The organism is Streptomyces sp. A 4/2 (genome assembly GCF_940670765.1).
Lineage (GTDB): Bacteria > Actinomycetota > Actinomycetes > Streptomycetales > Streptomycetaceae > Streptomyces.
In genome coordinates this window covers 211874-236774 of record NZ_CALNVW010000019.1, presented here as the reverse complement: position 1 = coordinate 236774, position 24901 = coordinate 211874, and the positions used below count along the sequence as shown (strand labels likewise).

The window sequence follows — 24901 nt, the reverse complement described above, 5'->3', positions numbered from 1 at the left end:
CGGGCGCAACGGGGCCCGTGCCCCGGAGTGGTGGATCCACCCCGGGACACGGGCCGCTCGCGGCAGTGCTTGTTACTTCACGTCGACGAAGTCACCGGTGGCGACGACCGCCGGAGTGGTGGTCGTACCCGCGAAGTTGTAGCGCCAGTAGCCGTCCTCGACCGCCTTGACGGTCGTCTTCAGGTTGCCGGTGCTGTTCGTCTTGATCGTCTTGACCGTGGTGTACGTGTTGCTGTTCTTCTTGCGGAACTGCAGCTTGACCGGCTGGCCGGTGTAGCCCTGGTACTTGTACGTCTCCCAGTTGGCGCGGGCGAGCTTGCCCGTCACCGTGATCGTCTTGCCCTTCTTCACCGGCTCCGGTGCGGCGTTGACGTTCAGCGTCGAGACGCGCTGGACGTGCATCGTCCTGAACTTGTCGTTGTCGACCGAGTCGTAGTCCTTGGCGAGCGCCGCCGCGGCGACCTTCCACGTACCGGCGAGGTCGTTCTTGTACAGGTCGTAGTGCGGGTCGACCTTGAAGGTGATCTTGCAGGTCGAGGTGGTGGCGTTGACCTTGGTGCACTTGGCGATCTGGGCCGTGTCGTCGGACACGTCCGGGCCGAGGTACCCGTCGACGTGGTCGATGTCGGCGCCGTGCCAGAGGTAGACGATGGCGTCCTGGATGCCCGAGTCGTCGGTGGCGGTGACGGTCGCCGTGATGGTCTTCGGGACCGTGGTGCCGAGGGTGATGTCCTTGCCGCCGTTCACGACGACGCTGGTGATCTTCGTGTCGGCTACGGCGCGGCTGATCTTCGCCTTCGCTCCGAACGGCGAGGCCGCGAGCCGGGCGACGGGGGTTTCGTCCGCCTGCGCGGAGGCCGGGAAGGCGAGAGCGGAGAGGGCCAGGGCGCCGGAGACGGCAACGACAGTGGCACGTATACGCATGTTTTTGTTCCCCATGTGGAGAAGGGGACCCGCGGAGGTTTCGTCCATCCGCGTGGCCCATGTGGTCTGCGAAGCCTGGTGGCTTCACAGACCAGACCTGCGACGCGCGTGAATGGTTGTACCAGGTGTGAAGATTTCGAAACCGTGTGGTGAACCACGCCGTACGCCGCGCAAACAACCCTCAGTCGAACCAGCGGTCCCGCGCCAGCTCCTCCTTACGTGACGGGTCCTCCAGCAGCGCCGCGACCTCGAACCGGCGCGGCCACTGTCCGGCCGCCCAGGCGAGGCCCGCGGCCACACCCTCCAGGGTGGCCGCGTGGAGCACCCCGTCGCGGGTCCGGTGCCAGTCCAGTTCGACGCCGCCCGCGAGGAGTTCCTCGTGTTCCAGGTACGTCGCCGGGGTGCCGGGGCCGAGCAGCGTACGGACCGCTTCCGGCACCGGGTGCTCCTCGCCCGCCGTGGTCACCTCGGCGTCCACCGTCTCGCTCAGCCGCCTGATCTGGAGCAGCTCGGCCAGCTCCGCGGCGCGCGCCGGGGCGACCGGGAGCAGCGGGGCCCCGGACGTCAGCGGGAGCAGGTCGGGCGCGTCGGCGACCAGCGCATCGGCCGCGTCCACCACCCGTACTTCTCCGTCCACCACGGCCCGCAACTCGTCCGCGAGGGTGACCTGTTCGGGATCGAGCAGGGCCAACTCCCCGTACAGCGCGTGCAGCTGACGGGACGACACCTCACGGTCCGGGTCGGCGAGCCGGTTCAGCAGCTCGGCCGCGCCGCCGGGCTCGTCGAGCAGGGCGGCCACCGAGGTCCGCACGCCGAGGGCGCGCAGCACCTGCTCGTCGTCGAAGCCGGTCGCGTCCACCTCGTCGTACAGCCCGGCCAGCAGCGGATCGCCGCCCGCCGACCGCAGCCCCGCCGGACGGCGGCCGTCGAGCACCGGGTGATCGCGCAGCCACCAGGCGGTGTACGGACGTACGGAGGCCGTCGTCCCGTCCGGCAGCAGCACCCGCACCGGCTGGGTCAGCGCGTCCCGCAGCGGCGGCCGGGCGAGCAGGGCGAGGGCCTGCGGCCACTTGTCGTCGTCGACCAGGTCCAGGTCCCGTACCGCGACCAGCTCCGTCGCGACCGGCGGCACCGGGGTCTCCGGCAGCTGGTCGAGCACGTCCTCGCACCAGACGTCCACGGCGTCCAGCAGCCCGGCGTCGTCCGGTTCCGCGAAGTCGCCCTCGCGCGGGTCGAGTTCGTCGGGGTCGAGGACGACATCCGTGGTGCGTACGAGGGCGAAGGTGGCCAGCACCCCGCAGGCGGTCAGCGGCTGTTCGCCCCAGCGGTCGGCCAGTTCGCTGTCGCAGAGGGCCAGTTCGCCCTCGCGCATGAGCTGCGCGAACGGGCTGCCGGGCAGGACCAGTTCACCGGCCGGGGCGGACTCGCCGTCCTCGTCGGGCAGGGCGAGCGCGGCCAGCCACGGTTCGTCCCCGGGCTCCAGATCCGCCTCCCGGACGAGGGCCAGGACGACCTCGGCCAGCTCGTCCGGGTCGAGCGCGTCGCTGTCCCAGGCCTCGCCGTCGTCCAGGGAGGCCGCGACGGCGGCCCGCACCTGGGGGGTCGTCAGTACCGCGCGCGGCGTGGCGGGCAGGGCCCCCAGCTTCTCCAGGAGCGGATGCGCGGCGTCCGGGTGCGCGACTTTGAGGCCGAGCCGGGCGAGGTCGGCCGGGGTGTCGGCCAGCGGCAGCAGGACCTGCCGGGGGCCGACGGCCGTACGCCCCGAGGCGAGCGGCACGGGCAGCCCGGACAGCCGGTCCGGGTCGACGCCGGCGAGGGTCTCGTACAGCCGCCGCCACCAGGACGGTTCGCGTTCGGCGCCGCCGATGCGGTCGATCGCGTCGCCGAGCGGCAGCCGGCCGACGCCCAGCGTGCGCAGCTCGGCGCGGCGTTCCAGACCGGCGGGCAGCAGGGTGGGCAGCACCTCGGCCAGTACCCGTACGGTGTCGGCGCCCGCGCCCTCGACGACCTCGGCCTCGAAGGGCCGCAGGGCCCTGGGCCCGCGGCCCGGGTCCTCGCCCGCCGCGTCCCCGTCCCGGGGCTCGGCGAACTCGGCGGATCCGGCTGCCGGTGCGACGGGCGCTGCCGGCGCGAGGAACGCCACGCGCGCCAGCCGCTCCAGGATCGCGGCCCGCAGCGCGCCGTCCAGTTCGCCCTTGCCCAGCGGTCCCGGCACCAGGTCGATGGTGGCGACGGACACCGGCTCCCAGTCGCCGAGCAGTTCCGCGTACGCGTCGGCCGCGCGCTGCACCAGGAAGTCGGTCAGCGGTCCCGGGGCGGGATGGCGCCGGGCGGTGTCCAGCGGCAGCGAGGCGATCAGCAGCGCGGGCACGCCCAGCGGCTCATCGGTCGGGGTGGGCGCGTGCACGACGGGGGCGGTACGGGGCCGTACCGGCGCGCCCTCGGCGTCCACCGGGACGGCCCAGGTCACCGACCAGTGCGGGCGCAGCCGTTCCTCGACGGGACGCCCTTCGAGGAGCGACCGCTCCAGCGGGCCGTGGTGGGCGACGGTGCGCCAGCGGTGGGGGGCGGGACCCGCGTCGGTGCCCGCGTCCGCCGCCCGGTCGGCCACGCCTTCGTCGGCCGTCTCGGTGACATCGGCCGTATCCGTGATGTGGACGTACGGGCCGTGCGCCGAACGGGTCAGCGTGCGGGTGCCGTCCGGGGTCTCGACCACGATCTCGGCCAGCCCGGGGAGCGTCAGCAGCAGCGCGTCGTCGATCGCGGCGATCAGCCGCTGGGCCAGGTCCTCCGCGCCGCCGTCCCGCAGCGGCAGGATGACGACGGTGTCGTAGCCGTCGGGGGCGGTGCCCTCGGCGGGCAGCGGGAGGCGGAGCAGCGGCACGTGTCCGTCGCGGCGGCGCAGTTCGTCGGCGAGGCCCTCGGCGGCGCGGGCCGCCTCGGTGTCCGCACCCGGGGCGGCGGCGGACCGCGCGGCCTCGGCGGCCAGCTCGCGGGCCTCCGCGAGGGACCACCGCACACCGCCGTGCCTGCCGACGACGGCGGGCTCGTCGCTCACCGCGAGGACGGCCGCGAAGCCGACACCGAAGCGGCCCACCGCGCCCTCCGTGTCGGCGTCGGTGCGCTTGGCGGAGGCGCGGAGCGTGCTCAGCGACTCGACGCCGGGTGCGTCCAGCGGGGCGCCGGTGTTGGCGGCGACGAGAACGGCGGGCTCGTCGCCCGCGCCCGGCCGCAGCGTGAGCCGGAACCGTCCCGGTACGCCCGCGCGGGCCGCCGCGTCGGCGGCGTTCTGGGCGAGCTCGACGACGAGGCGGTCGCGGTAGCCGCCCAGGGCGAGGTCTTCCTCGGCGTTGGCGTCCTCACGGAACCGGGCGGGAGTGGCGGACCAGGCGTCGAGCACACCGCGCCGTAGCCGGGCCGTCCCGAAGGGGTCGGCTGCGTCCGTCGCTTTCACGATCACGGCTCGTGCTCCTCGTGTGGGGCGGGGTGGGGCGGGGGCCGGGGGTGAACGTACCGCGTGACGGGGGTGCGGGTCGCCTGCGGCGGGCGTTCCCCAGCCCGCCCCTTCCGGTAACCGGGGCTCCGCCCCGGGACCCCGCTCCTCGAACGCCGGAGGGGCTGAGACGAGCCGGCCGGGCAGGACCATGCCGGGGAAAATCCAGCCCGTCCGGCGCTTGAGGACACCTTCGAGCCCGTCCGGCGCTTGAGGACAGGGAGGCCCGGGGGCTCACCCCCGCGGAACACCCCCGCCCCGCCGCTCCCTCAGGAGTGCCCCAGGTCCTCCACCCCGGACGCCTCCACCGGCACCGACCCGCCCTCGGGGTCCGGCCGCAGCGTGAAGGGATCCGCGGCCGTCGAGTCCAGCACCAGCGGCGCGGGCCGCAGCGGCTTCGGCATGACCGCCGCCTCCGAGTGCCCACCGCACCCGTACGCCAGCGACACGACATGCCCGTCCGCGGGACCGAATTCGTTCGTGCACACCCCGAAGGCCTGCTTCAGCGAACCGGCGAGCGGCACCAGGAAGGCGCACGTCACGCAGGACGCGGGCGCTGCCTGCGCCATCGGGGTCTTCGCGCCGTACTCCTCGTCCCAGCGGTCGGCCGCCAGGTGCAGCCCGTAGCGGGACAGGACCCGCGCACGACGCATGCCCAGTTCCTCGGCGACCGCGGTGAGCGTGCCACGGGCCGGGACCGCCGTGCGGTCGGTGACCTCGGCGTCCTCCGCGTCGACCCGCTCGGCCAGTTCCTCGGAGACCACGGAGTTCGGCGGGGGCGCGTCCTCGCCGGAGTAGCCCGGCTCCAGGCGCAGGTCCTCGGCCTCGGTGGGCAGCAGATCGCCGGGGCCCATGTCGCCGGGGCGCAGCCGCTCGCTCCACGGCACCCACTCGGGGGCCAGCAGCGAGTCGGGGCCGGGCAGCAGGACCGTCTCGTCGAGCGTGACGAGCTTCGCCCGGGACGCACGGGCGACCGTCACCGCCCAGCGCCAGCCCCGGTAGCCGGGTTCCTTGCACTCGAAGTAGTGGGTGACGACCCGGTCGCCCTCCGCCACCACGGAGACATGCTCACCGACCACCCCGGGGAAGGCGGCTTCCTCGGCGGCCTCGCGGGCGAGGTCTACCGCCTCGGCGCACAGGCGGTCGGGGGTACGGCTTCGCGTCGTCGCAGCACTCACAGGTCTCGCTTCTCTCCTACGCCGTCTCACGGGTGCGCCGGACGAACATCGCGTACGAGCTACGGGCGGAGCGGACCAGGGGACCGCGTCAACGTCCGCGCCCGACATGCCCGGGGGCGCACCTTCTCCTACCCATTCTGCGGGATAACGGAGAGGCGCACAGCCAAGGACAACCGCCGGTGGCGCGCTGGTGGCTGCCGACCGCTCCCGGGCGGAGGAGCCCGCGGCGTCCGGCACCGTCCGTCGCAAGGCGGAGGATCGCCCACGACCGAAGTCACTGGGCGGCTCCGACAACGCAGCGAGGTGCGGTGACAGGCGTCGCGGGCCCGCCCGGGAGTGGTCGGCAGCCTCCGTGCACGCTACCCCCTCTCCGGCTCTCGTCCCACCTGCGCGTCCGAATCCCGGTTCGGGTCGTACGGGCTTGGGGCACTATGACGGGGTGACCACCGCAAGGCCGTCCGACGGATTCAGCCCGGTGCGCAGGGCGGGCCGGGCTGTCGGGCATGCCCTCCAACGTCCGTTTACCGGTACCGCAAAAGGGATCAGACGGGCGACGCACGCCCATGGAGCGGGTGAGTCGGGGCTCGGCAAGCTGATCGAACTGCACGCCGTGAACAGCGCGGGTGACGTGATGATCACGGTTGCGCTCGCCTCGACGGTTTTCTTCTCGGTGCCCACGGACGAGGCCCGCGGCCGGGTCGCGCTCTATCTCGCGGTCACCATGGCGCCCTTCGCGGTGCTCGCCCCGGTGATCGGCCCGCTGCTCGACCGGCTGCCGCACGGCCGCAGGGCGGCGATGGCTGCGGCGATGGCGGCCAGGACGGTGCTGGCGCTGGTGATGTCGGGTGCGGTGGCCTCCGGCGGGCTGGAGCTCTATCCGGCCGCGCTGGGCGTACTGGTGGCGTCGAAGGCGTACGGAGTGGTGCGCAGCGCGGTGGTCCCCCGGCTGCTGCCACCCCGGTTCTCACTGGTCCGGGCCAATTCCCGGGTGACGCTCGGGGGGCTGCTGGCGACCGGCATCGGGGCGCCCATCGGTGCGGGGCTGCACCGCATCGGGCCCCCCTGGCCGCTCTACGGGGCGTCCGTCGTCTTCCTGTTCGGCGCGTTCCTGGCGTTCACCCTGCCGCGCAAGGTGGACTCCGCGAAGGGCGAGGGCAAGGCGCGGCTGGTGGAGCGTGACGAGCGCAAGCCGTCGCTGCGCACCGTCGGCCCCTCCGTACTGAACGGACTCGTGGCGAACGCCGCGCTGCGCTCGCTCTCCGGCTTCCTGATCTTCTTCCTGGCCTTTCTGCTGCGGGACCAGCCGATGCCCGGCCTCAGTGTGGCCGTGTCCATGACGATCGTCGGGGTCTCGGCCGGTACGGGCAACGCGCTGGGAACCGCGGTCGGCGCGCTGCTCCGTTCGCGTGGTCCGGAGATCATGATCGCGAGCCTGCTCGGGGTGGTGCTGGCCACGGCGGTGCTGACGGCGGTCTTCTTCAGCTCCGTACTGGTCGCGGTGGTGGCGGCGGTCGCCGGGTTCGCGCAGGCGCTGGCCAAGCTGTCGCTGGACGCGATGATCCAGCGGGATGTGCCGGAGTCCGTACGGACCTCGGCGTTCGCCCGGTCGGAGACGCTGCTCCAGATGGCCTGGGTGGTGGGCGGCGCCATCGCGATGGTGGTGCCGCTCAACGGCGTACTGGGGGTTTCGGTGGGCGCCACGCTGGTCGCGGTGGGGGCGATCACGACCGTTCGAGGGCTCCTCACGGCCGCGCGACGCGGCTCGCCGCACCCCCGCGTGGCGTGACCTGCGCCGGACGATAGCCTTCGCCCCATGACCGTTGCGCTTCTTACCGGTAAGGGCCGCCGCACCGCAGCCGCCGTCGCTGCCGTGTCCGCCGGACTCCTCGTCCTGTCCGCCTGCGACAAGCCGACGCCCCTCGCGACCGTGACGGTCGGCACCAAGTCGGTGAACACCGCCGCCGCTTGCTACAACGACGGCAAGGCGCTGGACATGGCCGCGTCGAAGTCCTGCGCCGAAAAGAAGAAGCACACTCCGACCATCAAGGTGGACCCGGAGGCGACCGTGCGCATCGGCGTCGACCCGAAGATCGCCGACAAGGGCTGGACGCTCCTGCTGAACGGTCAGCAGCTGACCGGCGTGAGCAAGAAGACCTACACCACCATCCCGGGCAACGTGTTCTTCAACGCCCAGTACGGCGCCAAGGGCAACACCTCGACCGTCGCCATCGCCGAGGGCGACGGCACCACCAAGGTCTACGGCCTGTGGTCGTTCACCTTCAAGAAGAACGACTGACGCCTTGCGTGTACTGGTCGTGACCGCGGTTCCCGCCGAGCGGGACGCGGTCACGCGCGCGTTCGGGGACACTCCCGGAAGCTCCGGGGAGTACGAGGTGATCGCGGCCGGGGTCGGCCCGGCCGCCGCGGCGGCCGGAGCGGCGACGGCGCTCGCCCGTGCCCCGTACGACCTGGTGGTCTCGGCGGGCATCGGCGGCGGATTCCACGCACCGCCCGGCGCACTGCTGGTCGCGGACGCGATCGTGGCCGCCGACCTGGGCGCCGAGACGCCCGAGGGTTTCGTCCCGGTCACCGGTCTGGGCTTCGGCACGGTGGAACACCGCCCGCCGGCCTCGCTGGTGCGGGCCGTGGCCGACGCCACGGCCGCGACGACCGGCACCGTACTGACCGTCTCCACCGTCACCGGCACCGCCGGACGGGCAGCCGCTCTGCTGGCCGCGCACCCCGGCGCCGTCGCCGAGGCGATGGAGGGCTTCGGGGTCGCCGAGGCCGCCGTCCAGGCCGGGCTCCCGGTGCTGGAGATCCGCGCGGTCTCCAACGCCGTCGGCCCCCGCGACCGGGACGCCTGGCGCATCGGGGACGCGCTGGCCGCGCTCACCGGGGCTTTCGCGAAGCTCCCGCCCGTACTGGAAGGTTGGACCGACACCATATGACCGAGCAGCCGCTGCAGATCGCGTTCTCGCCCTGCCCCAACGACACCTTCGTCTTCGACGCCTGGGCGCACGGCCGGGTGCCCGGCGCGCCCGCGCTCGATGTGACCTTCGCGGACATCGACATCACCAACGGGATGGCGGAGCGCGGTGAGTTCGACGTCCTGAAGGTGTCGTACGCGGTGCTGCCGTGGGTGCTCGACGAGTACGCGCTGCTGCCGTGCGGCGGGGCACTCGGCCGGGGCTGCGGGCCGCTGGTCCTCACCAGGGAAGCCGGTGTCGACCTCACCGGCAGGACCGTCGCCGTGCCGAGCGAGCGCTCGACGGCGTATCTGCTCTTCCGGCTGTGGGCGGCCGACGTGGTGCCCGGCGGGGTCGGCGAGATCGTCGTCATGCCGTTCAACGAGATCATGCCGGCCGTGCGCGACGGCAAGGTGGACGCGGGTCTGGTCATCCACGAGGCGCGGTTCACGTACCAGGAGTACGGGCTGCACTCGCTGGCCGACATGGGGCAGCACTGGGAGTCGACGACCGGCCTGCCGATCCCGCTCGGCGCGATCATCGCGAAGCGTTCGCTGGGCGCGACCCGGCTGCGCGAACTGGCGGAGTCGGTACGGGCGTCGGTACGGCAGGCCTGGGACGACCCGGAGGTCTCGCGTCCCTACGTGCTCGGGCACGCCCAGGAGATGGACCCGGCGGTGGCCGACCAGCACATCGGGCTGTACGTCAACGAGTTCACGGCGGACCTCGGCGAGGACGGGTACGCGGCGGTGCGCGGTCTGCTGACCCGCGCGGCGGCGGAGGGCCTGGTCCCCGCGCTGGGACCGGACGCGCTGACCTTCGCCTGAGAGGCGGGCCCGGACCGGGCCGGATCAGGAATCGGCCGACGGCCCCCGCTCCCCGCCTGCCGGCCGGCAGGTGTACGGAGCGGGGGCCGTCGGCGGTCACGGCGAGGTCCTGTCGGACATACCGCCGCGGGAAAGCTACACGCTCTCGGCCAGCACCGGTTCCGTGGCTGCCGCCACGTTCTTCCTGCTGCGGCCGGGGATCGCCAGCACCACCAGCGCGGCCACCAGCGCCACCGCGGCGCCGATGACGAACGTCGTACGGAAGCCCTTCTCGGACGGCACCGAGAAGCTGCCCATCGAGACGGTCATCTGGGCCAGCACGACGCCCATCACCGCTGCGGACACCGCCGTACCGACCGCCCGCGACAGCGAGTTGAAGCCGTTGGCCGCGGCCGTCTGGGAGAGCGGTACCGCGCCCATGATCAGGGCGGGCATGGCTCCGTAGGCGAAGGCCACCCCGACGCTGATCACGCACGAGAAGACCACCAGGCCCCAGGCGGAGCCCATCAGGGCGAGCGCGAGGGCGTAGCCGACGGCGATGATCACGGAGCCGACGAGGAGCGAGATCTTGGGGCCGCGGGCCGCCGAGAGCTTGGCGCCGAGCGGGGACACGGCCATCATCACCAGCCCGGCCGGGGCCATCCAGAGCCCTGCGGCGACCATCGACTGGCCGAGGCCGTACCCGGTGGCCTCGGGGAGCTGGAGCAGCTGCGGCGAGACGAGCGACTGCGCGTACATCGCGAAGCCGACCACGACGGACGCCACGTTGGTCAGCAGGACCTGGCGCTTCGCGGTGGTACGGAGGTCGACGAGCGGGTGCCCGGTGCGCAGCTCGAAGAGGCCCCAGACGAGCAGGACGACCACCGCGGCGGCGAACAGCCCCAGCGTGCTGCCGCTGGTCCAGCCCCAGTCACTGCCCTTGGAGACGCCGATCAGCAGGGCGACCAGGCCCGCGCAGAGCCCGACGGCTCCGATGTAGTCGAACCGGCCCTCGGTACGGACCGGCGCCGCGGGGACGAACAGGACGATCAGGATGCCCAGGAGGATGCTCAGCACCGCCGAGCCCCAGAACAGCGTGTGCCAGTCGGTGTTCTGCGCGATGGCCGCGGCGATCGGCAGGCCGAGTGCACCGCCGATGCCGAGCGAGGAACTCATCAGCGCGACCGACGAGCCGACCTTCTCCGGCGGCAGCAGGTCACGCATCATGCTGATGCCGAGCGGGATGATGCCCATGCTGGTGCCCTGGAGCGCCCGGCCGATGACCATCGGGGCCAGCGAGCCCGCCAGCGCGCAGATCACCGAGCCCGCCACGAGCAGCCCGATGCAGACCAGCATCAGCCGTCGCTTGCCGTACAGGTCTCCCAGCCGCCCGGTGACCGGGGTGGCGACGGCACCGGCGAGCAGCGTCGCGGTGACGACCCAGGAGGCGTTGCCCGGCGTGGTGCCGAGCAGCTCGGGAAACTTCGCGATGAGCGGGACGACCAGGGTCTGCATCAGCGCGGCGACGATGCCGGCGCCCGCCAGTACGGCGACGACGGCACCGGGTCTCGTGTGCTGCTGCGGCACCGGAACGGGGGTGGTCACGGGTTCTCCTCGTGGACTCGGACTCGGGCTCCGGCCCTGGGTTCAGACGGATCTGGATTCAGGCTCGGCCCAGGGGGTCGATGACAACGATATGCATTCTACACACCTCATGCATGATGCACATTGCGCGTGCTATACATGCCGAGGGGCAGATCAGAACGTCGGAGAGGACAAGCCGCGTGCGTCAGGCGACCGAGAACATCGAGCGGGAAATGACCCTGCTGGCCAGGTACCGGTACATGGCCATGGCCCAGACGACGCAGCTCGACCGGAGCGCCTACATCCTGCTCTGCAGGATCGAGCTCGACGGACCGCTGTCCATCGGACAGCTCGTCGACGCCCTGGACCTGGACACCTCGACCCTCAACCGGCAGACCGCCGCCATGACCCGGGCCGGCCTGGTCGAGCGCATCCCGGACCCGGAGGGCGGGCTCGCCCGGAAGTTCCGCATGACGGACGAGGGCGCCCGGAAGCTGGCCGCCGACCGCGAGGACGCGGTGAACAACCTGCAACGGGTACTCGCCGACTGGACGCCGGAGGAGGCCGCCGACTTCGCGGCGGCGCTGGAACGCTTCAACTCCAGCATCGAGACGATCATCGGCCAGCCCTGGCCCCGGCCGTGAGCGGCGGGCGCTGAGCGGTGCGCACCGGGCGGACGCGGCAGGGTGCGAGCGCGGCGGGGCGCGGCGGACGCGCGTACGGCGGGCCTGCGGGAAATGGCGTGAACGGAGCGGTGGGCCGGGTCGGGAGACCTCTCCCGACCCGGCCCACCGGGTGACCGCAGGCTCGTCCGGTCAGACGTCCAGCTGGTCGGCGACCGCCCGCAGCAGACCCGCGATCTTCGCCCCCGCCGCCTTGTCGGGGTACCGGCCCCGCTCCAGGCTGGGCGTGATGTTCTCCAGCAGCGTCGTCAAGTCCTGGACGATGGACGCCAGTTCGTCCGGCTTGCGCCGCTGCGCCGCGGCCACCGACGGCGTCGGGTCGATGACGGTCACAGTCAGGGCCTGGTCACCGCGCTGGCCCGCGACGACACCGAACTCCACACGCTGGCCCGGCTTGAGTGCATCCACTCCGGCCGGGAGCACCGACGAATGGACGAAGACATCGCCGCCGTCGTCGCGGGAAAGAAAGCCGAAGCCTTTTTCCGAATTGAACCATTTGACCTTGCCGGTGGGCACCGTCTGTCCTCGTCCCCGTAGTCGTAGAAAACGGCTCTGGATAGCACTACAGCGGGTCACTCGACCCGCCAGGACTCAGGCTAATGGTCCTGGGACCGGTGACAAGACGTCACTGGCTAGTTCCTCCGCGCAGGGAACTACCCTGGCGGGGTGAGCAATGAAACCCAATCGACCGACGCCCGTGCCGGTGACCGGCTGGTCCAGGTCGGCGCGATCATCTTCTTCGTCGGCGCCGTGGCCACACTGGTCACGGTGGCCCCCCTCTTCCTGGGGACCCGTCCGTTCCCGTCCATCGCCTACGCGGTGTGCATGCTGATGGGCGTCGGGTTCCTGGTGGCGGCGGCCGGAGTGCTGCGGTCCATCGCGGACCAGCGCCGCCGGGCCCGCGCCGCGCTCTCCCGCCGGGCGGCTGCCGCCCAGGCGCCCGCGGCCACTCCGGCTACGTAGCGGTTCTCACGGCTACGGCTCAGGCCTGCGCGGCGAGCCCCGCCGCGTAGCTCTCCAGCCAGGCCGGGAACTCGGTCAGGTCGGTCAGGACCACGTCGGCCCCGGCCGCCCGCAGTTCGTCCGCGCCGATCGGGCCCGTGGGTACGGCGACGGAGAGCGCGCCCGCGGTGAGCGCCCCGCGTACGTCGCCGACGTGGTCGCCGACGTACACCGACGCGCCGTGCTCCTTCAGCGCCTCCGCCTTGGCCTCCGCCCAGAGCCAGCCGACCACGGCGTCCGGCTCGATGCCGAGGTGCACGAGGTGGCGTACGGCGTCCGGCTGGTTCTTGGCCGTGACGACGATCGCCCGGCCGCCGAGCCGGCGCACCGCGGCCACCGCCTCGGCGGCGCCCGCCATCGCCGTGGACGGCTCTATCGCGTGTGTGGGGTAGATCTCACGGTAGTGGTCGCGCACGGCCTCGATCCGGTCCTCGGGGAACCACTCCGCCAGCTCCAGCTCCAGCGGCGGGCCGAGCCGGGTCACCGCCAGGTCGGCGTCGATGTACGTACCGGTCTCGGCGGAAAGCGCCTGGTAGGCGGCCTTGATGCCGGGCCGGGAGTCGATCAGGGTCATGTCGAGGTCGAAGCCGACCGTCAGCGCTGGGGAAGCCATGCCCTCCATCCTCCCTCTCCCGCGTCCGCCACCTGGCCGGTCCGTCCGAAGCGGCTCCGATTAGGCTTAGCCAAGCCTTACCAACCTTCGGAATGGGTCAGATGTCAACTCCCGTGGCCCGCCGCCGCATCGCCTGGACGGCCGCCGCCGTCGTGGCCCTGCTGCTCGCGGTCCTGCTCAGCCTCGCGGTCGGGGCACGGGCCATCGCACCCTCCGCCGTGATCGACGCACTGCTGCACGGCGGGCACAGCAACACGGCCGAGGTCGTCCGCCAGCTGCGGGTCCCGCGCACGCTGATCGGCCTCATGGTCGGCGTCGCACTCGCCCTCGCCGGCACGGTGCTCCAGGGCATCACCCGCAACCCCATCGCCGACCCGGGCATCCTCGGCATCAGCCAGGGCGCCTCGGTGGGCGTGGTGCTGGCCATCGCCTTCGCCGGGATCCACACGCTCACCGGGTACGTCTGGTTCGCCTTCGCGGGCGCGGCGCTCGCGTCCGTCGCGGTGTACGCCATCGCCTCCCGCGGGCGCGGCGGCGCGACCCCGGTGAAACTCGCGCTCGGCGGCGCCGCGATCAACGCGCTGCTGGTCTCCGTGGTGCAGGGGGTCCTCACCACGAAGGCCTCCGCGCTCGACGAGTTCCGCTTCTGGCAGGTCGGTTCGATCAGCGGCCGGGAGACCGACATCGTCGGTCAGATCTGGCCGTTCCTGCTGGTGGGCGTGGTGCTGGTGGCCTCGGTCGCCCGCGGTCTGGACGCACTGGCGCTCGGCGACGACATGGCGAAGGGGCTCGGCCAGAAGGTCGCCACGGTACGGATCGTCGGGGGCATCGGCGCGACCGTACTGACCGGCGTCGGGGTCGCCGCCGCCGGGCCGATCGCCTTCATCGGCCTCGCCGTGCCGCACATCGCCCGCGCGCTCGTGGGCAGCGACCACCGCTGGGTGCTGCCGATGGCGGCACTCATCGGACCGGTGATGCTGCTGGTCTCCGACGTCATCGGCCGGGTGATCTTCCCGCCGGGCGAGGTCCCGGCCGGGGTGATGACGGCCCTCATCGGGGTGCCGTTCCTGGTCGCCCTCGTACGCCGGAAGGCGGTCCCGGCGTGACAACCGCACCCACAGCCACGACGGCGGCAGCGCCCGCGGCCGGCCGGACCGGGCGCATCCGGCCCGCCGGTTACTCCGTCGTACGGATCGGCCGGGGAACGTTCCTGCTGCACCGGCGCGCCGCAGCCGTCGCCGTGGCACTCGCCCTCGTACTGGCCGCCACCTGTGTCGCGTACCTCTGCGTCGGCGAGAGCTTCGTGTCGCCCGCCGAGGTGGTCAAGGTGATCGTCGGGAGCCCCTCGCCGGACGAACTCGTCGTCGGCACGCTGCGGCTGCCGCGCATGGTCGTCGGGCTGCTCGTCGGCGCCGCGTTCGGGGTGGCCGGGGCGCTCATCCAGACCGTCGCGCGCAACCCGCTGGCCAGCCCCGACATCATCGGCATCAGCAAGGGCGCGGGCGCGCTCACCGTGGGCGCGATGTCCCTCGGGGTGACGTCGACGGCCGTACTGCCCTACCTCTCCGTCATCGGCGGGATCGTCGCGGCGGCCCTGGTGTACGCCTTCGCCTGGCGCGGCGGGCTGCACGCCACCCGGTTCGTACTCATCGGCATCGGCTTCGCCATCGCCCTCGGCTCGGTCACCCAGCTCTTCCTGACCAAGGGCGACTACCTGGTCGCCCAGCAGGCCCAGATCTGGCTGACGGGCTCCCTGAACGGCCGCGGCTGGGACCAGGCCACTCTGCTCGGCTGGGTGCTGCTCGCGCTCGTACCGGCCGTCCTGTGGGCCGCGTACGCCCAGCGCACGGTCTCCATGGACGACGACACGGCGACCGCGCTCGGCGTCCGGCTCGGCCGGGTACGGCTCGGTCTCGTCCTGATCGGCGTGGTGCTGGCGTCGGTGGCGACCGGGGCTGCCGGGCCCGTCGACTTCGTCGCGCTGCTCGCCCCGCAGATCGCCCGCCGGATGACCAGGACCGCGCAGATCCCGCTGCTCTCCTCGGCGCTGACGGGCGCGTTCGTCGTCGTCCTCGCCGACCTGCTCGCCCGCAAGCTCCTGGCGCCCACCGAACTGCCGGTGGGCGTCCTCACGGCGGCGGTCGGCGCCCCGTACCTGATCTGGCTGATCGCGAAGAACCACGGTTCCCGCGGCCGTAGTGGAGGCACCGCATGACCACCAGGCTGACGGCCCGTGAGCTGACGCTCGCCTACGACGACCGCACCGTCGTCCAGGAACTCGACCTGGCCGTGCCCGACGGGCGGGTGACCGTCATCGTCGGCCCCAACGCCTGCGGCAAGTCCACCACTCTGCGGGCGCTGGGACGGCTGCTGAAGCCGCGCAGCGGCGCCGTACTGCTGGACGGCGCCGAGCTGGCCCGCATCCCCACCAGGAAGATCGCCCAGGCGATAGGGCTGCTCCCGCAGTCCCCGTCCGCGCCCGAGGCGATCACCGTCGCCGACCTGGTGGCACGCGGCCGGCAGCCGCACCAGCACTGGTGGCAGCAGTGGTCCGAGGAGGACGAGCGGGCGGTCACCGACGCCATGGAGCGCACGGACACCGCCGCGCTGGCCGAACGGTCCGTCGACGAGCTGTCCGGCGGGCAGCGCCAGCGGGTCTGGATCGCGATGGCGCTCGCCCAGGAGACGGACCTGCTGCTGCTCGACGAGCCCACCACGTACCTCGACATCGCCCACCAGGTGGAGGTGCTCGACCTGGTCCGCCAGCTCAACCACGAGCGCGGCAGGACGGTCGTGGCGGTGCTGCACGACCTCAACCAGGCGGCCCGGTACGCGGACCACCTGGTGGCGATGAAGAGCGGCCGGATCGTCGCCGAGGGGCACCCGAAGGAGATCGTCACCGCGGAGCTCGTACGGGAGGTGTTCGGACTGGACTCGGTGGTGATCCCGGACCCGGTCACGGGGTCCCCGCTGGTCGTGCCGGGCGCGCCGTACGCGGGTACGACGGCCGGGGCCCCGGGGGTCCCCGCGGTCCCGGCCGGGTAACAACTCCCTGCCCCCGCACCGCCGCCGCACCGCCGCCGCACCGCTGCTGCACCACCGCTGAGCTGCTCCCGCACCGTCGCTGAACCGTCGTCGCACTGTCCTCGCACCGTCGTCGAAAGGTCTGCCTCATGACGCGCACGCGCACCCGCACGTTCCGCCCCCGCAGCGCCACCGCGGTCGCCCTCGTCCTGGCCGGTGGCCTGGTCCTCGCCGCGTGCGGGTCCGGCGGTACCGGGGGCTCCGGCGGCTCAGCAGGTACGGCGGGCACCGGCACCCACACCATGGACACCGCCATGGGCCGGGTGAAGGTCCCCGACCACCCCCGCCGGGTCGTCGTCCTGGACACCGCCGAGCTGGACTCCGCCATCACCCTCGGCGTGCGGCCGGTCGGCTCCACGCACGCCGACGTGAAGTCCGGGTTCCTCGACTACCTGCCCAGGGACAAGGTCGCGGGCATCAAGGACGTCGGCGCGATGCTGTCGCCGGACCTGGAGGCCATCGCCGCGCTCAAGCCCGATCTGATCCTCACCAGCAAGATCCGGCACGGCGACAAGTACCAGCAGCTCAGCGCCATCGCGCCGACCGTGATGACGGAGAGCACCGGCTACCCCTGGAAGGCCAACTTCCAGGTGCACGCCGACGCGCTCGGCAGGCAGGCCGAGGCGAGGAAGGTCGTCGCCGCGTACACCGCGCACACCAAGCGGGTCGTCGCGGCGCTGGGCGGACCCGCGAAGGCCGCCGCCACCGACGTCGACACGGTGCGGTTCGTCGAGGGCGCCGACATCCGCATCTACGGCAGGAAGAACTACATCGGCACGATCCTCACCGATCTCGGCGTCGGCCGCCCGGCCGTCGTCGACAAGGCCAAGGACGGCTTCTCGTACGACGTCAGCCCGGAGAGGATCGACCTGGCGAACGCCGACGTCCTCTTCCACGCCACGTACGGCGACCCGGCGAAGGCCAAGGAGACGCAGACCACGAGCAGCGGTCTGTGGAAGAACCTGACCGCGGTGAAGAACGGCAAGTCCTTCGCCGTGGACGACCAGTTGTGGTTCCAGGGCATCGGATACACCGCCGCCGGCAAGATCCTCGACGAACTCCGGGCCGACCTCACCAGGTAGCGACGCCTCCCTACGCCCGCCTCCGCGACCGCCAGACCAGGTAGAGCGCGGAGGCACCGGCGGCGGCCCGCAGGGCGACCGGCCACACCCCGGAGATCGCGCCGCCCATCCCGTGCTCCGGGATCGCCGAACCCCAGTGCCCGCTGGACCGCCCCCACAGCCAGACGATGCCGCCCAGCGCGACCGTGCCCGGGAGCCCGAGCACCGCCCATTTCGCCTCGGCGCGGCTGAGCCTGCGCGACATGTACGCGATGATCCAGCCCGCGCCGAGCACCAGCAGCGAGCCGAGCACCGCGCCGACGACGAGCAGGACCGCGGCGAGCAGCAGGACCGGGCTGGAGAAGACCCCCGTGAAGGTACGCAGATACGCGGCGCGCCCACCGGCCGCTCCGTCCCCGCCGCCCGCGTCGCCCTCGTCGCCGGTCGCGTCGCCGCCCCCGGCTGCCCGGCGGCGGCCCAGCAGCGCCCGGCCGCGGGGCGCCGCCTCGACGGGCTCCGCGCCCTCCCCGTCCGGTCCGTCGGCGCCGTCTTCGTCAGCAGCCCCGTTCGCGTCCTCGTCCTCGGGCGGCGGCTTCAGTATCTCCGGGATCTCCACCCCGCCCGTGAAACCGTGCACGGCGTCACCGGCGCCGAAGGGGCCCGGCTGGATGCGCCACCAGTCGGGCTCGCCGCCACCCGTACCGAGTTCGTCCTCGCCCGCGAGGTGCGGCGGGGACGCGGCGGTCGAGCGGGCGGGCGGCGGCTCGGCCTTCTCCGTCCTGCGGGGGCGCGGGATCCGGCGGGTCCGTTCCCGTACGGCCTGCTCCGGCTCGGCGCGCCCGGTATCCAGTGGCGTGCCTCCCGCCGCCGCGGCCACCTGTTCGGCGGGCGTGCCGAGTCTGCCCAGGATGCGGCGCACGCCGGCCGGAGTCCCCGCGTCGGCCGAGGCCCGCTGCCGGTCGATCTCGCTGCGCAGCGAGGACACCAGCCGCATCCGCTCCGCGGAGGGCAGTTGCCGCTGGGCCAGGTCGCCGACCCGGCTCAGATAGTCGTAGACGAGCTGATCGCTCTCGATCCCCACGGAGTTCGCTCCCCTTCAAGCCGCTCTGCCCCGACGGTAGCGCCCCCACCGCGCGCCGTCGCTCATCACGCCCTCCCCGCACGGCTGTTCCGCGCCGCTCCGCCGCTCCCGCACACCCCGGAGCGGGCCGAAGTCGGCGGGCCCCGAGTGGGGCGGTGCGTCATCTCCACGCAAATCTCAGTAACGTGGGCCGGATGGGGACCGGTCAGCACTAGTCAGTACTACGGGAGGCGCACGTGCCGGAACGAACACGCAGCACGCCACCGCGCACCCTCGCCGAGGCCCTGCGCATCCGCGACGACGCGTCCCTGGCGGGTCTGCTGCGGGCACGGCCCGACCTGTTGGCGCCGGTGCCGGGCGATCTGGGCCAGCTCGCCACCCGGGCGGGCACCCGCGCCTCGGTGGTCCGGGCGCTCGAACATCTCGACCGGTTCACGCTCCAGACGGCGGAGGCGCTGGCCGTCGCGCCGGACCCCGCGCCGTACACCACGCTCCTCGCCCTCATGGGCGGTGACGAGTGCGACCCCGCGGTGGCGTCCGCGCTGCCCGGCGCGGTGGACGTACTGCGCGAACAGGCCCTGATCTGGGGCGCGGACGACCGGCTCCGGCTGGTGCGCACCGCCCGCGAGCTCCTCGCGCCGTCCCCGGCGCACCCCTCCCCGACCGGTCTCGGACCGACCGTGGCGGAGGCGACGGTCGGCATGTCGCCGGGCCGCGTGCAGGAGATCGTCACCGCGGCCGGGCTTGCCGGGACCCATGACTCGGTGTCCGCGGTCGCCGCGCTGACCTCGTTGTTCACCGACCGGACGCGGATGTCGGCGCTGCTCGACGAGGCGCCCGTGGAGTCGCTGAACGTACTGAGCAGGCTGGTCTGGGGGCCGCCGTACGGAGAGGTGGCCGCCGATCCCACCCCGCCGGTGCGCTGGCTGCGCGACCACGGGCTGCTGCTGCCCGCCAGCGCGCGCACGGTGGTACTCCCCCGGGAGGCCGCGCTGCATCTGCGCGCCGGGCGCGCGCACCGCCACGCCGAGCCGGTGCCGCCCGCCGTCGCACCGACGCGGGAGTACGGTCCACAGGCTGTGGACGCAGCGGCGGCGGGCCAGGCGTTCATGGCGCTCTCCACCATCGAGGACCTGTTCAAGGACTGGAACGAGGGCGGCCCCACCGTCATGCGCTCCGGCGGCCTCAGCGTCCGCGATCTGAAGCGGACCGCCACCGCACTGGACACGACCGAACAACTGGCCGCCTTCTGGGTCGAACTCGCTTACGCCGCAGGCCTGTTGGCGGCGGACGGCGGCAGCAGCCCGTCCCGCTCCTCGAAGTCCGCGGGGGACGACGAACGCTTCGCGGCCACCCCCGCGTACGACGCCTGGCTCGAATCCCCCGCCCAGGAACGGTGGTCGGTCCTGGCCACCAGCTGGCTCACCGCCACCCGCACCCCCGGGCTCATCGGCGGCCTGGACGCCAAGGGCCGCGCCCTGTCGACCCTGGGCACCGACCTGGACCGCTCGGCAGCTCCCGAGGTGCGCCGCAGAACCCTGGCCCTGATGGCCACGCTCCCCGAAGGCACCGCGCCCGACCCGGAGTCCCTGCTGGCCCGGCTCCGCTGGGAGCGCCCGGTGCGCGGTACGGCCTCCGGCGCGCAATCCGGCGGTGCGGCGGCGGGCCGGGGCGCGGGCACGGCGGCGGACATCCCGTCGGCCCGCCACACGTACGGCGCGACCGCCGTCGGCGACCTGCGCTCCCGCATCGCCCGGTGGACGCTGAACGAGGCGGAACTGCTGGGCGTCACCGGCCGCGGCGCCCTGTCCACGCACGGCAGGGCCCTGCTGGGCGAGTCCGCAGCGTCCGGGCCGGGCACCGGCGCCCGGCCCGCCCCCACCGCCGCGGAGGTGGCCGCTTCCCGCGAGCGCGCCGCCGCCGCGATCGCCACGCTCATCCCCGAGCCCCTCGACCACGTACTCCTCCAGGCCGACCTCACCGCCGTCGCACCCGGCCCGCTGGAGCGCCCGCTCGCCGAACTGCTCGACGTCGCGGCGGACGTCGAGTCCAAGGGCGGCGCCACCGTCTACCGCTTCACCCAGGGCTCCGTACGCCGCGCGCTCGACGCCGGGCAGACGGCCTCCGACCTGCACGCCTTCCTCGCGGCGCACAGCCGTACGCCGGTGCCGCAGCCGCTCACGTACCTCATCGACGACGTGGCCCGTAAACACGGCCATCTGCGGGTCGGGGCAGCGTCCTCGTACGTGCGCTGCGACGACGACGCCGTCCTGAGCGAGATCCTGGCGGACACCCGCTCCCAGTCGCTGCGACTGCGCCGGCTCGCCCCCACGGTGCTGGCCTCCGCGGCCGACCCGGTCACGCTCCTCGACGGGCTGCGCTCGATGGGCTTCGCCCCGGCCGCGGAGTCCGCCGAGGGCGACGTCCTGATCACCCGCCAGGACGCCTACCGCACCCCGCCCCGGACCGCCCCCGCGCCGGTCCCCGAGGGTCCGCCGGTCCCCGACGACACGCTGCTCGGCGCGGCGCTGCGAGCGATCAGGGCCGGTGACACGGCCGCCACGGTGGTCCACGAACCGGTACCGGAGTACGGCAACCTGCCGCGCACCCCGTCCGCCGAGACCCTCGCCACGGTGCAGGCCGCGGCCATGACGGGCGCGGCGCTCTGGATCGGCTACGTCAACGCCGACGGCGCGGCGAGCAGACGGGTCATCGCACCGGTCCGGGTGGAGGGCGGCTTCGTGACGGCGTACGACCACACGGCGGACGACGTCCGCACGTATCCGCTGCACCGCATCACGGGGGTCGCGGAGCTGACGGACGACCCGGCCTGAGCGGAGGCGGGGCTGGGGTTGGAGGTGAGGGTGGGGCAGAGGCGAGGGCCCGGCCCGCCGAGATCACGCCGGGGTACGGCGATGCGTTCCGGGTCCGGGACACGCGCTTCGGGCCCCGGGCGCGCGCTTCGGGCGCCCCTGATTCGCTCCCGATTCGCCCCTTTCCGGGCAAGTTGTCGGCATGCCACGCTGCTGGTGATCAGGATCACGGAAAAGGGGTTTCTCCATGAACCGCATCGCCACGCTCGGCCTCGTCTCGATCGCCGCGGCCGTCAGCCTCTGCACCGGACCCACCGCGACCGCGGAAGTCCGGTCCCCCACCGTCCACAGCCCGAGCGCTTCCTACAACTGCCGCCCGGGGAACTTCTGCATCTACAGCGGTTGGAACGGCAGCGGGCACTACTGCCATTGGACGACCCGGCAGAAGGCGAACACCGCCGACGACTGCCCGTTCATCCAGAAGGGCGAGAAGGTCCGCTCCCTGTGGAACGGGACAGGCCACCGCATTCAGTACTACACGAACACCAACTACAACCACCGGGTCGGATCCACCCCGGCCGGCCACGGCGGCAACCTCCAGGGGAGCTACCAGATCCGCTCCTTCAAGCCGCAGTAACCGCGGTAGCCGTCACGGCAGACCCCACGAACACGGAGTGCGGACCGGCGGGGGACCTCCACCCGGCCCGCACCCCGTCAACGCGAGGAGGTCCCGGCAGCAGGCTTGGCTGCGGTCTTCTTGGCCGGGGTCTTCTTGGCCGGGGTCTTCTTGGCCGCACCCTTCGCAGCCGAGGCTTTCTTGGCCGCAGTCTTCCTGGCCACAGACTTTGACTGGGATTTCTTCGACTGGGATTTCTTCGGCTGGGACTTCAGCCTCCCCGCCAGCACCGCCTTCAGTTTCGACTTCGGACTCGGACCCCGTTTCGGCCTCGACCTCGGCTTCGGGCTCGGCGTCGGCGACGGCTTCGGCTTCGGCTTCGACTCAGCCACCGGCGGCCCAGCCGCAGCCACCCCGCCCGACCGCTGCCACCAGTGCGTACGCCGCGGGTGCAGCGCACGTCCCAGCCGCCGCCCCAGCAGCAGGTAACCGATCAGCGCACCCGTCGTGTTCAGGATCACGTCGTCGATGTCGAAGGCCCGCCCGGTGATGAAGAGCCCCTGCGCCGACTCGACGAGGAACATCACGAAGGCAGTCACCAGCACCACCCGCAGCAGCCCGCGCGCCTTGGGAATCAGCACCGGCAGCAGCACACCGAACGGCACGCCGAGCAACAGATTGCCGCCGATCTGCTTGACCGTGTCGCGGAACGCCGGTTGGTCGACGTACGTCCGGATCGAATCGCCGGGCTTCAGATTGGTGTGCGTGAGGTCCACCGAGGCGGCAGAAGGCTCAAGCGTCACCTTCGCCAGCGCCACCGCGAACCCCACCATGCAGAAGAAGCCGGCCAGCAGCACGAGCACGCGCATCACGGTCGAGCCCCATGTCCGTCGTTGCAGTCGCGGTTCGGAGTCCATGAGTCAGCGTGTACCCGCGCGTTACGGGGACACGCCTTGAGCAACCTCCGGCGGCACAGGGCCTGTTGGAAAGTGCCGCTCCTCCCCCGCACGTTTCGGGCGTCAGCGTTTCGGGCGTCAGCGTTTCGCGCGGGCCGCCTTCAACAAGTCCACCAGCCGGTCCACCTCGGTCCACGGATTCACCGATCGACCGTTCGTACCCCGCCGCCTCAGCTCCACGGCCCGTTCCCTCGCCTGCTCGTGCCGGTCGCGCAGACGCTCGTAGTCCAGGTGCTTGCGGCTCGTCGTATAGCCACAACTCCCCAGCCCTTCCAGGGCCTTCTGCACCGCTCCCGAGGTGCAGTACCCGGTGACCGGGGCGAAGTGCAGCAACACCCAGAGTTCGAAACACGGGTTGGTGAGCGCCACTTGGACTCCGGAGCGGGACGCGAGCGACAGCGCTTCGTCCAGAGACGCATGCGCGCGAGGCGCTTCGACGTCCACCACGCACCAGACCTCGTCGTACGCGGTGAAGCGGACCGCAACCGATGCGACCGCGCGCTCCTTGTGTGCGATCGCAGCCCTGACCAGCGACTTGGGCTCCCCGTGCACCCCACCGATCTGGATGTTCACCGGAAGCGCGCGCAGATCGCCGCGCAGCCCCCGGAAATACTGGTCCTCCGTGCACTCCCCCTCCGAGTAGATCAGGAACCTACGCTGCTCCGGGCGTGCGCCCTTCGTCCGCCCCAGCGGCTTGCCCCGCCCCATGCCCGCCCCCAACAAGCTGGAACGCCGCGGCGATGTCCCGCAGCGCATCGTCGTCCAAATACGGCACCGCGCCGTAACGCCCGGTCAGATAGCGCTTCTCAAGGTTCTCGGCAGAATCACGCACCCGGAATTCCGTCATCGGGAAGAGCCTCGTCGCCAGAGTCGCCGGATCCTTCTCGGTGAACCACACCTGGTCCCGGAACAGTTGTGTCCGCACATTGCGGCCGAGAAGCGCCGCCTCATGCGTACTGAAAATCAGCTGCGCGCCCCTGCTGTTCACCTCGGGTGATTGGAACATTCCGACCAGAGCATCCACCAGGTAGGGATGGAGGCGCGCGTCCAGTTCATCCACGCACAGCACCGACCCCGAGGAAAGCACGGTGACAACAGGGCCGATCAGCCCGATCCAGGTGCGCGTGCCGCTCGATTCCTCCGCGAGATCCAGCGGGAAGACACCGTCCGCCGTTGTGTGTTCGACCCGGACCGGAGCCGGGATCTGTTCCTGCACCCGCCCCTTGTCACCGAGAACTTCCCTGACGGCCTGGGTGATCCGCCGGTACTCCTCACGAGCCGCTTCGTCGGGTTCTGCCACCTCCAGGCCGGACACCCCGAGGTCGGCGAAGCGGAGCAGAGCCATCACGGGTGCCCCGCCCCCCTGGCCCCTGTCGTCGAGGCAGAGGCTGACGGTGTGGCCGAGGCGCTGCCCGAAGTCGTTGTCGGTGGCCACTCGCAGGCTCTGCTGGAACCAGCGGTAGACGGCGCCGAGTTGCTTGTGACCCTGCGCCGCCGCTACGGACAGGTAGAGACTGTTCGGCCGCAGCAGCTCCGCAATGACCTTGCGCTGCCCGGTCAGCCAGCGCCCGAAGATCATGGGCTCACCCGCCTTGCGCTCGTACAGGCGGCGTTGCCTCCCCTCGGGGTAGTAGAAGAGCCATTCCTCGATGACCCGGTCGTCGTCCACGGAGAAGCCGAACTCGTGGCGCACGCCGTCGAGGGCGAATTCAGCCTCGAACACACTCGGATGCGCCGTGGTGTCCTGGCGCATCGCGAAGGGGCGGCGCGGGACACCCCCGCTGGGATCCCACGTACGGAAGGACGACAGCACAGCGGAGCGCATCCACCGCAGGGCGTCGATCACATTCGACTTTCCGGAGGCATTCGTGCCGTAGACCACGGCGACCGGCACCACCCGATGGCCAGTGCCCGGCAGCTCCGTTTCGACGCGGTCCGGATGCCGGTCGGCGGCGATCAGTGAGAGCTCCTGCTCATCGCGCAACGACGCGTGATTGGTGACCTGGAACCGAAGCAGCAAGGCAGTCCTCCAAGCACT

Annotated in this window: 22 protein-coding genes; 12 read left to right on the top strand and 10 right to left on the bottom strand. The window is 72.4% G+C overall.

From position 1 onward, the window contains the following. Positions 1-72 precede the first annotated feature (72 nt). The 3 genes from NBY69_RS13730 to NBY69_RS13720 all read right to left on the bottom strand — a co-directional run bounded on the left by NBY69_RS13730 (position 73) and on the right by NBY69_RS13720 (position 5595). Positions 73-924, bottom strand: a complete 852-nt coding sequence (locus NBY69_RS13730) for a DUF5707 domain-containing protein (RefSeq protein WP_250301114.1) — start codon at positions 922-924, stop codon at positions 73-75. 181 nt (positions 925-1105) lie between these two features. Next, positions 1106-4378, bottom strand: a complete 3273-nt coding sequence (locus tag NBY69_RS13725; RefSeq protein WP_250301353.1) for a sacsin N-terminal ATP-binding-like domain-containing protein — start codon at positions 4376-4378, stop codon at positions 1106-1108. Between the two features lie 308 nt (positions 4379-4686). After that, positions 4687-5595: a DUF3027 domain-containing protein gene (locus NBY69_RS13720; protein ID WP_250301113.1), complete on the bottom strand. Its 909-nt coding sequence runs from the start codon at positions 5593-5595 to the stop codon at positions 4687-4689. Between the two features lie 439 nt (positions 5596-6034). Here NBY69_RS13720 and NBY69_RS13715 point away from each other — a divergent pair, with 439 nt between their 5' ends. From NBY69_RS13715 to NBY69_RS13700, 4 genes are read left to right on the top strand one after another with little or no spacing between them, the layout of a single operon-like run. After that, positions 6035-7381 carry an MFS transporter gene (locus NBY69_RS13715; protein WP_250301112.1) on the top strand — a complete coding sequence of 449 codons (1347 nt, stop codon included), beginning with the start codon at positions 6035-6037 and terminating at the stop codon, positions 7379-7381. Positions 7382-7408: 27 nt separating this feature from the next. Continuing rightward, positions 7409-7891, top strand: coding sequence for a DUF2771 domain-containing protein (locus NBY69_RS13710; protein WP_250301111.1), 483 nt, complete (start codon positions 7409-7411; stop codon positions 7889-7891). Positions 7892-7895: 4 nt separating this feature from the next. Further along, positions 7896-8546, top strand: coding sequence for a futalosine hydrolase (locus NBY69_RS13705; protein WP_250301110.1), 651 nt, complete (start codon positions 7896-7898; stop codon positions 8544-8546). After that, a complete protein-coding gene (locus tag NBY69_RS13700) occupies positions 8543-9391 on the top strand; it encodes a 1,4-dihydroxy-6-naphthoate synthase (protein ID WP_250301109.1) in 849 nt (282 codons plus the stop codon). Before NBY69_RS13705 ends, NBY69_RS13700 begins: the two co-directional genes overlap by 4 nt. Before the next feature lie 135 nt (positions 9392-9526). Here the strand turns inward: NBY69_RS13700 and NBY69_RS13695 are convergent, their stop codons facing one another. Next, positions 9527-10975 (bottom strand): MFS transporter, encoded by a 1449-nt coding sequence (locus tag NBY69_RS13695; protein WP_250301108.1) that lies wholly within the window; start codon positions 10973-10975, stop codon positions 9527-9529. Positions 10976-11187: 212 nt separating this feature from the next. Here NBY69_RS13695 and NBY69_RS13690 point away from each other — a divergent pair, with 212 nt between their 5' ends. Further along, positions 11188-11598 (top strand): MarR family winged helix-turn-helix transcriptional regulator, encoded by a 411-nt coding sequence (locus NBY69_RS13690; protein WP_374211275.1) that lies wholly within the window; start codon positions 11188-11190, stop codon positions 11596-11598. A 171-nt stretch (positions 11599-11769) separates the two neighbouring features. Here NBY69_RS13690 and NBY69_RS37330 read toward each other — a convergent pair whose 3' ends face one another. Further along, the gene (locus NBY69_RS37330; protein ID WP_284348028.1) at positions 11770-12153 is read right to left on the bottom strand and encodes a cold-shock protein; all 384 of its coding nucleotides are present in this window, start codon (positions 12151-12153) and stop codon (positions 11770-11772) included. Positions 12154-12303: 150 nt separating this feature from the next. On the opposite strand from NBY69_RS37330, the gene NBY69_RS13680 reads away from it, so the two are divergent. Further along, complete coding sequence (locus NBY69_RS13680; protein WP_250301106.1) at positions 12304-12600, top strand: hypothetical protein; 297 nt, start codon at positions 12304-12306, stop codon at positions 12598-12600. A 19-nt stretch (positions 12601-12619) separates the two neighbouring features. Here the strand turns inward: NBY69_RS13680 and NBY69_RS13675 are convergent, their stop codons facing one another. Continuing rightward, positions 12620-13261, bottom strand: a complete 642-nt coding sequence (locus NBY69_RS13675; RefSeq protein ID WP_250301105.1) for an HAD family hydrolase — start codon at positions 13259-13261, stop codon at positions 12620-12622. Positions 13262-13353: 92 nt separating this feature from the next. Here NBY69_RS13675 and NBY69_RS13670 point away from each other — a divergent pair, with 92 nt between their 5' ends. From NBY69_RS13670 to NBY69_RS13655, 4 genes are all read left to right on the top strand, one after another. Beyond that, positions 13354-14358, top strand: coding sequence for an iron ABC transporter permease (locus tag NBY69_RS13670; protein ID WP_250301104.1), 1005 nt, complete (start codon positions 13354-13356; stop codon positions 14356-14358). After that, the gene (locus NBY69_RS13665; protein WP_250301103.1) at positions 14355-15467 is read left to right on the top strand and encodes an iron chelate uptake ABC transporter family permease subunit; all 1113 of its coding nucleotides are present in this window, start codon (positions 14355-14357) and stop codon (positions 15465-15467) included. Before NBY69_RS13670 ends, NBY69_RS13665 begins: the two co-directional genes overlap by 4 nt. Then, a complete protein-coding gene (locus tag NBY69_RS13660; protein WP_250301102.1) occupies positions 15464-16297 on the top strand; it encodes an ABC transporter ATP-binding protein in 834 nt (277 codons plus the stop codon). The genes NBY69_RS13665 and NBY69_RS13660 overlap by 4 nt, the downstream gene beginning before the upstream one ends. Before the next feature lie 128 nt (positions 16298-16425). Then, positions 16426-17418 carry an ABC transporter substrate-binding protein gene (locus NBY69_RS13655; protein ID WP_250301101.1) on the top strand — a complete coding sequence of 331 codons (993 nt, stop codon included), beginning with the start codon at positions 16426-16428 and terminating at the stop codon, positions 17416-17418. Between the two features lie 10 nt (positions 17419-17428). Here NBY69_RS13655 and NBY69_RS13650 read toward each other — a convergent pair whose 3' ends face one another. Next, positions 17429-18478, bottom strand: coding sequence for a hypothetical protein (locus NBY69_RS13650; protein WP_250301100.1), 1050 nt, complete (start codon positions 18476-18478; stop codon positions 17429-17431). 236 nt (positions 18479-18714) lie between these two features. Here NBY69_RS13650 and NBY69_RS13645 point away from each other — a divergent pair, with 236 nt between their 5' ends. Then, positions 18715-21312 carry a helicase C-terminal domain-containing protein gene (locus NBY69_RS13645; RefSeq protein WP_250301099.1) on the top strand — a complete coding sequence of 866 codons (2598 nt, stop codon included), beginning with the start codon at positions 18715-18717 and terminating at the stop codon, positions 21310-21312. A 226-nt stretch (positions 21313-21538) separates the two neighbouring features. Continuing rightward, positions 21539-21928 (top strand): peptidase inhibitor family I36 protein, encoded by a 390-nt coding sequence (locus NBY69_RS13640; protein ID WP_250301098.1) that lies wholly within the window; start codon positions 21539-21541, stop codon positions 21926-21928. Positions 21929-22005: 77 nt separating this feature from the next. Here NBY69_RS13640 and NBY69_RS37625 read toward each other — a convergent pair whose 3' ends face one another. From NBY69_RS37625 to NBY69_RS13625, 3 genes are all read right to left on the bottom strand, one after another. Beyond that, on the bottom strand, positions 22006-22770 hold the full coding sequence (locus NBY69_RS37625) for a VanZ family protein (RefSeq protein ID WP_374211271.1): 765 nt from the start codon (positions 22768-22770) through the stop codon (positions 22006-22008). A 171-nt stretch (positions 22771-22941) separates the two neighbouring features. Beyond that, a complete protein-coding gene (locus tag NBY69_RS13630; RefSeq protein WP_250301097.1) occupies positions 22942-23571 on the bottom strand; it encodes an RloB family protein in 630 nt (209 codons plus the stop codon). After that, on the bottom strand, positions 23516-24883 hold the full coding sequence (locus NBY69_RS13625; RefSeq protein WP_250301096.1) for an ATP/GTP-binding protein: 1368 nt from the start codon (positions 24881-24883) through the stop codon (positions 23516-23518). The genes NBY69_RS13630 and NBY69_RS13625 overlap by 56 nt, the downstream gene beginning before the upstream one ends. Positions 24884-24901: the final 18 nt, after the last annotated feature.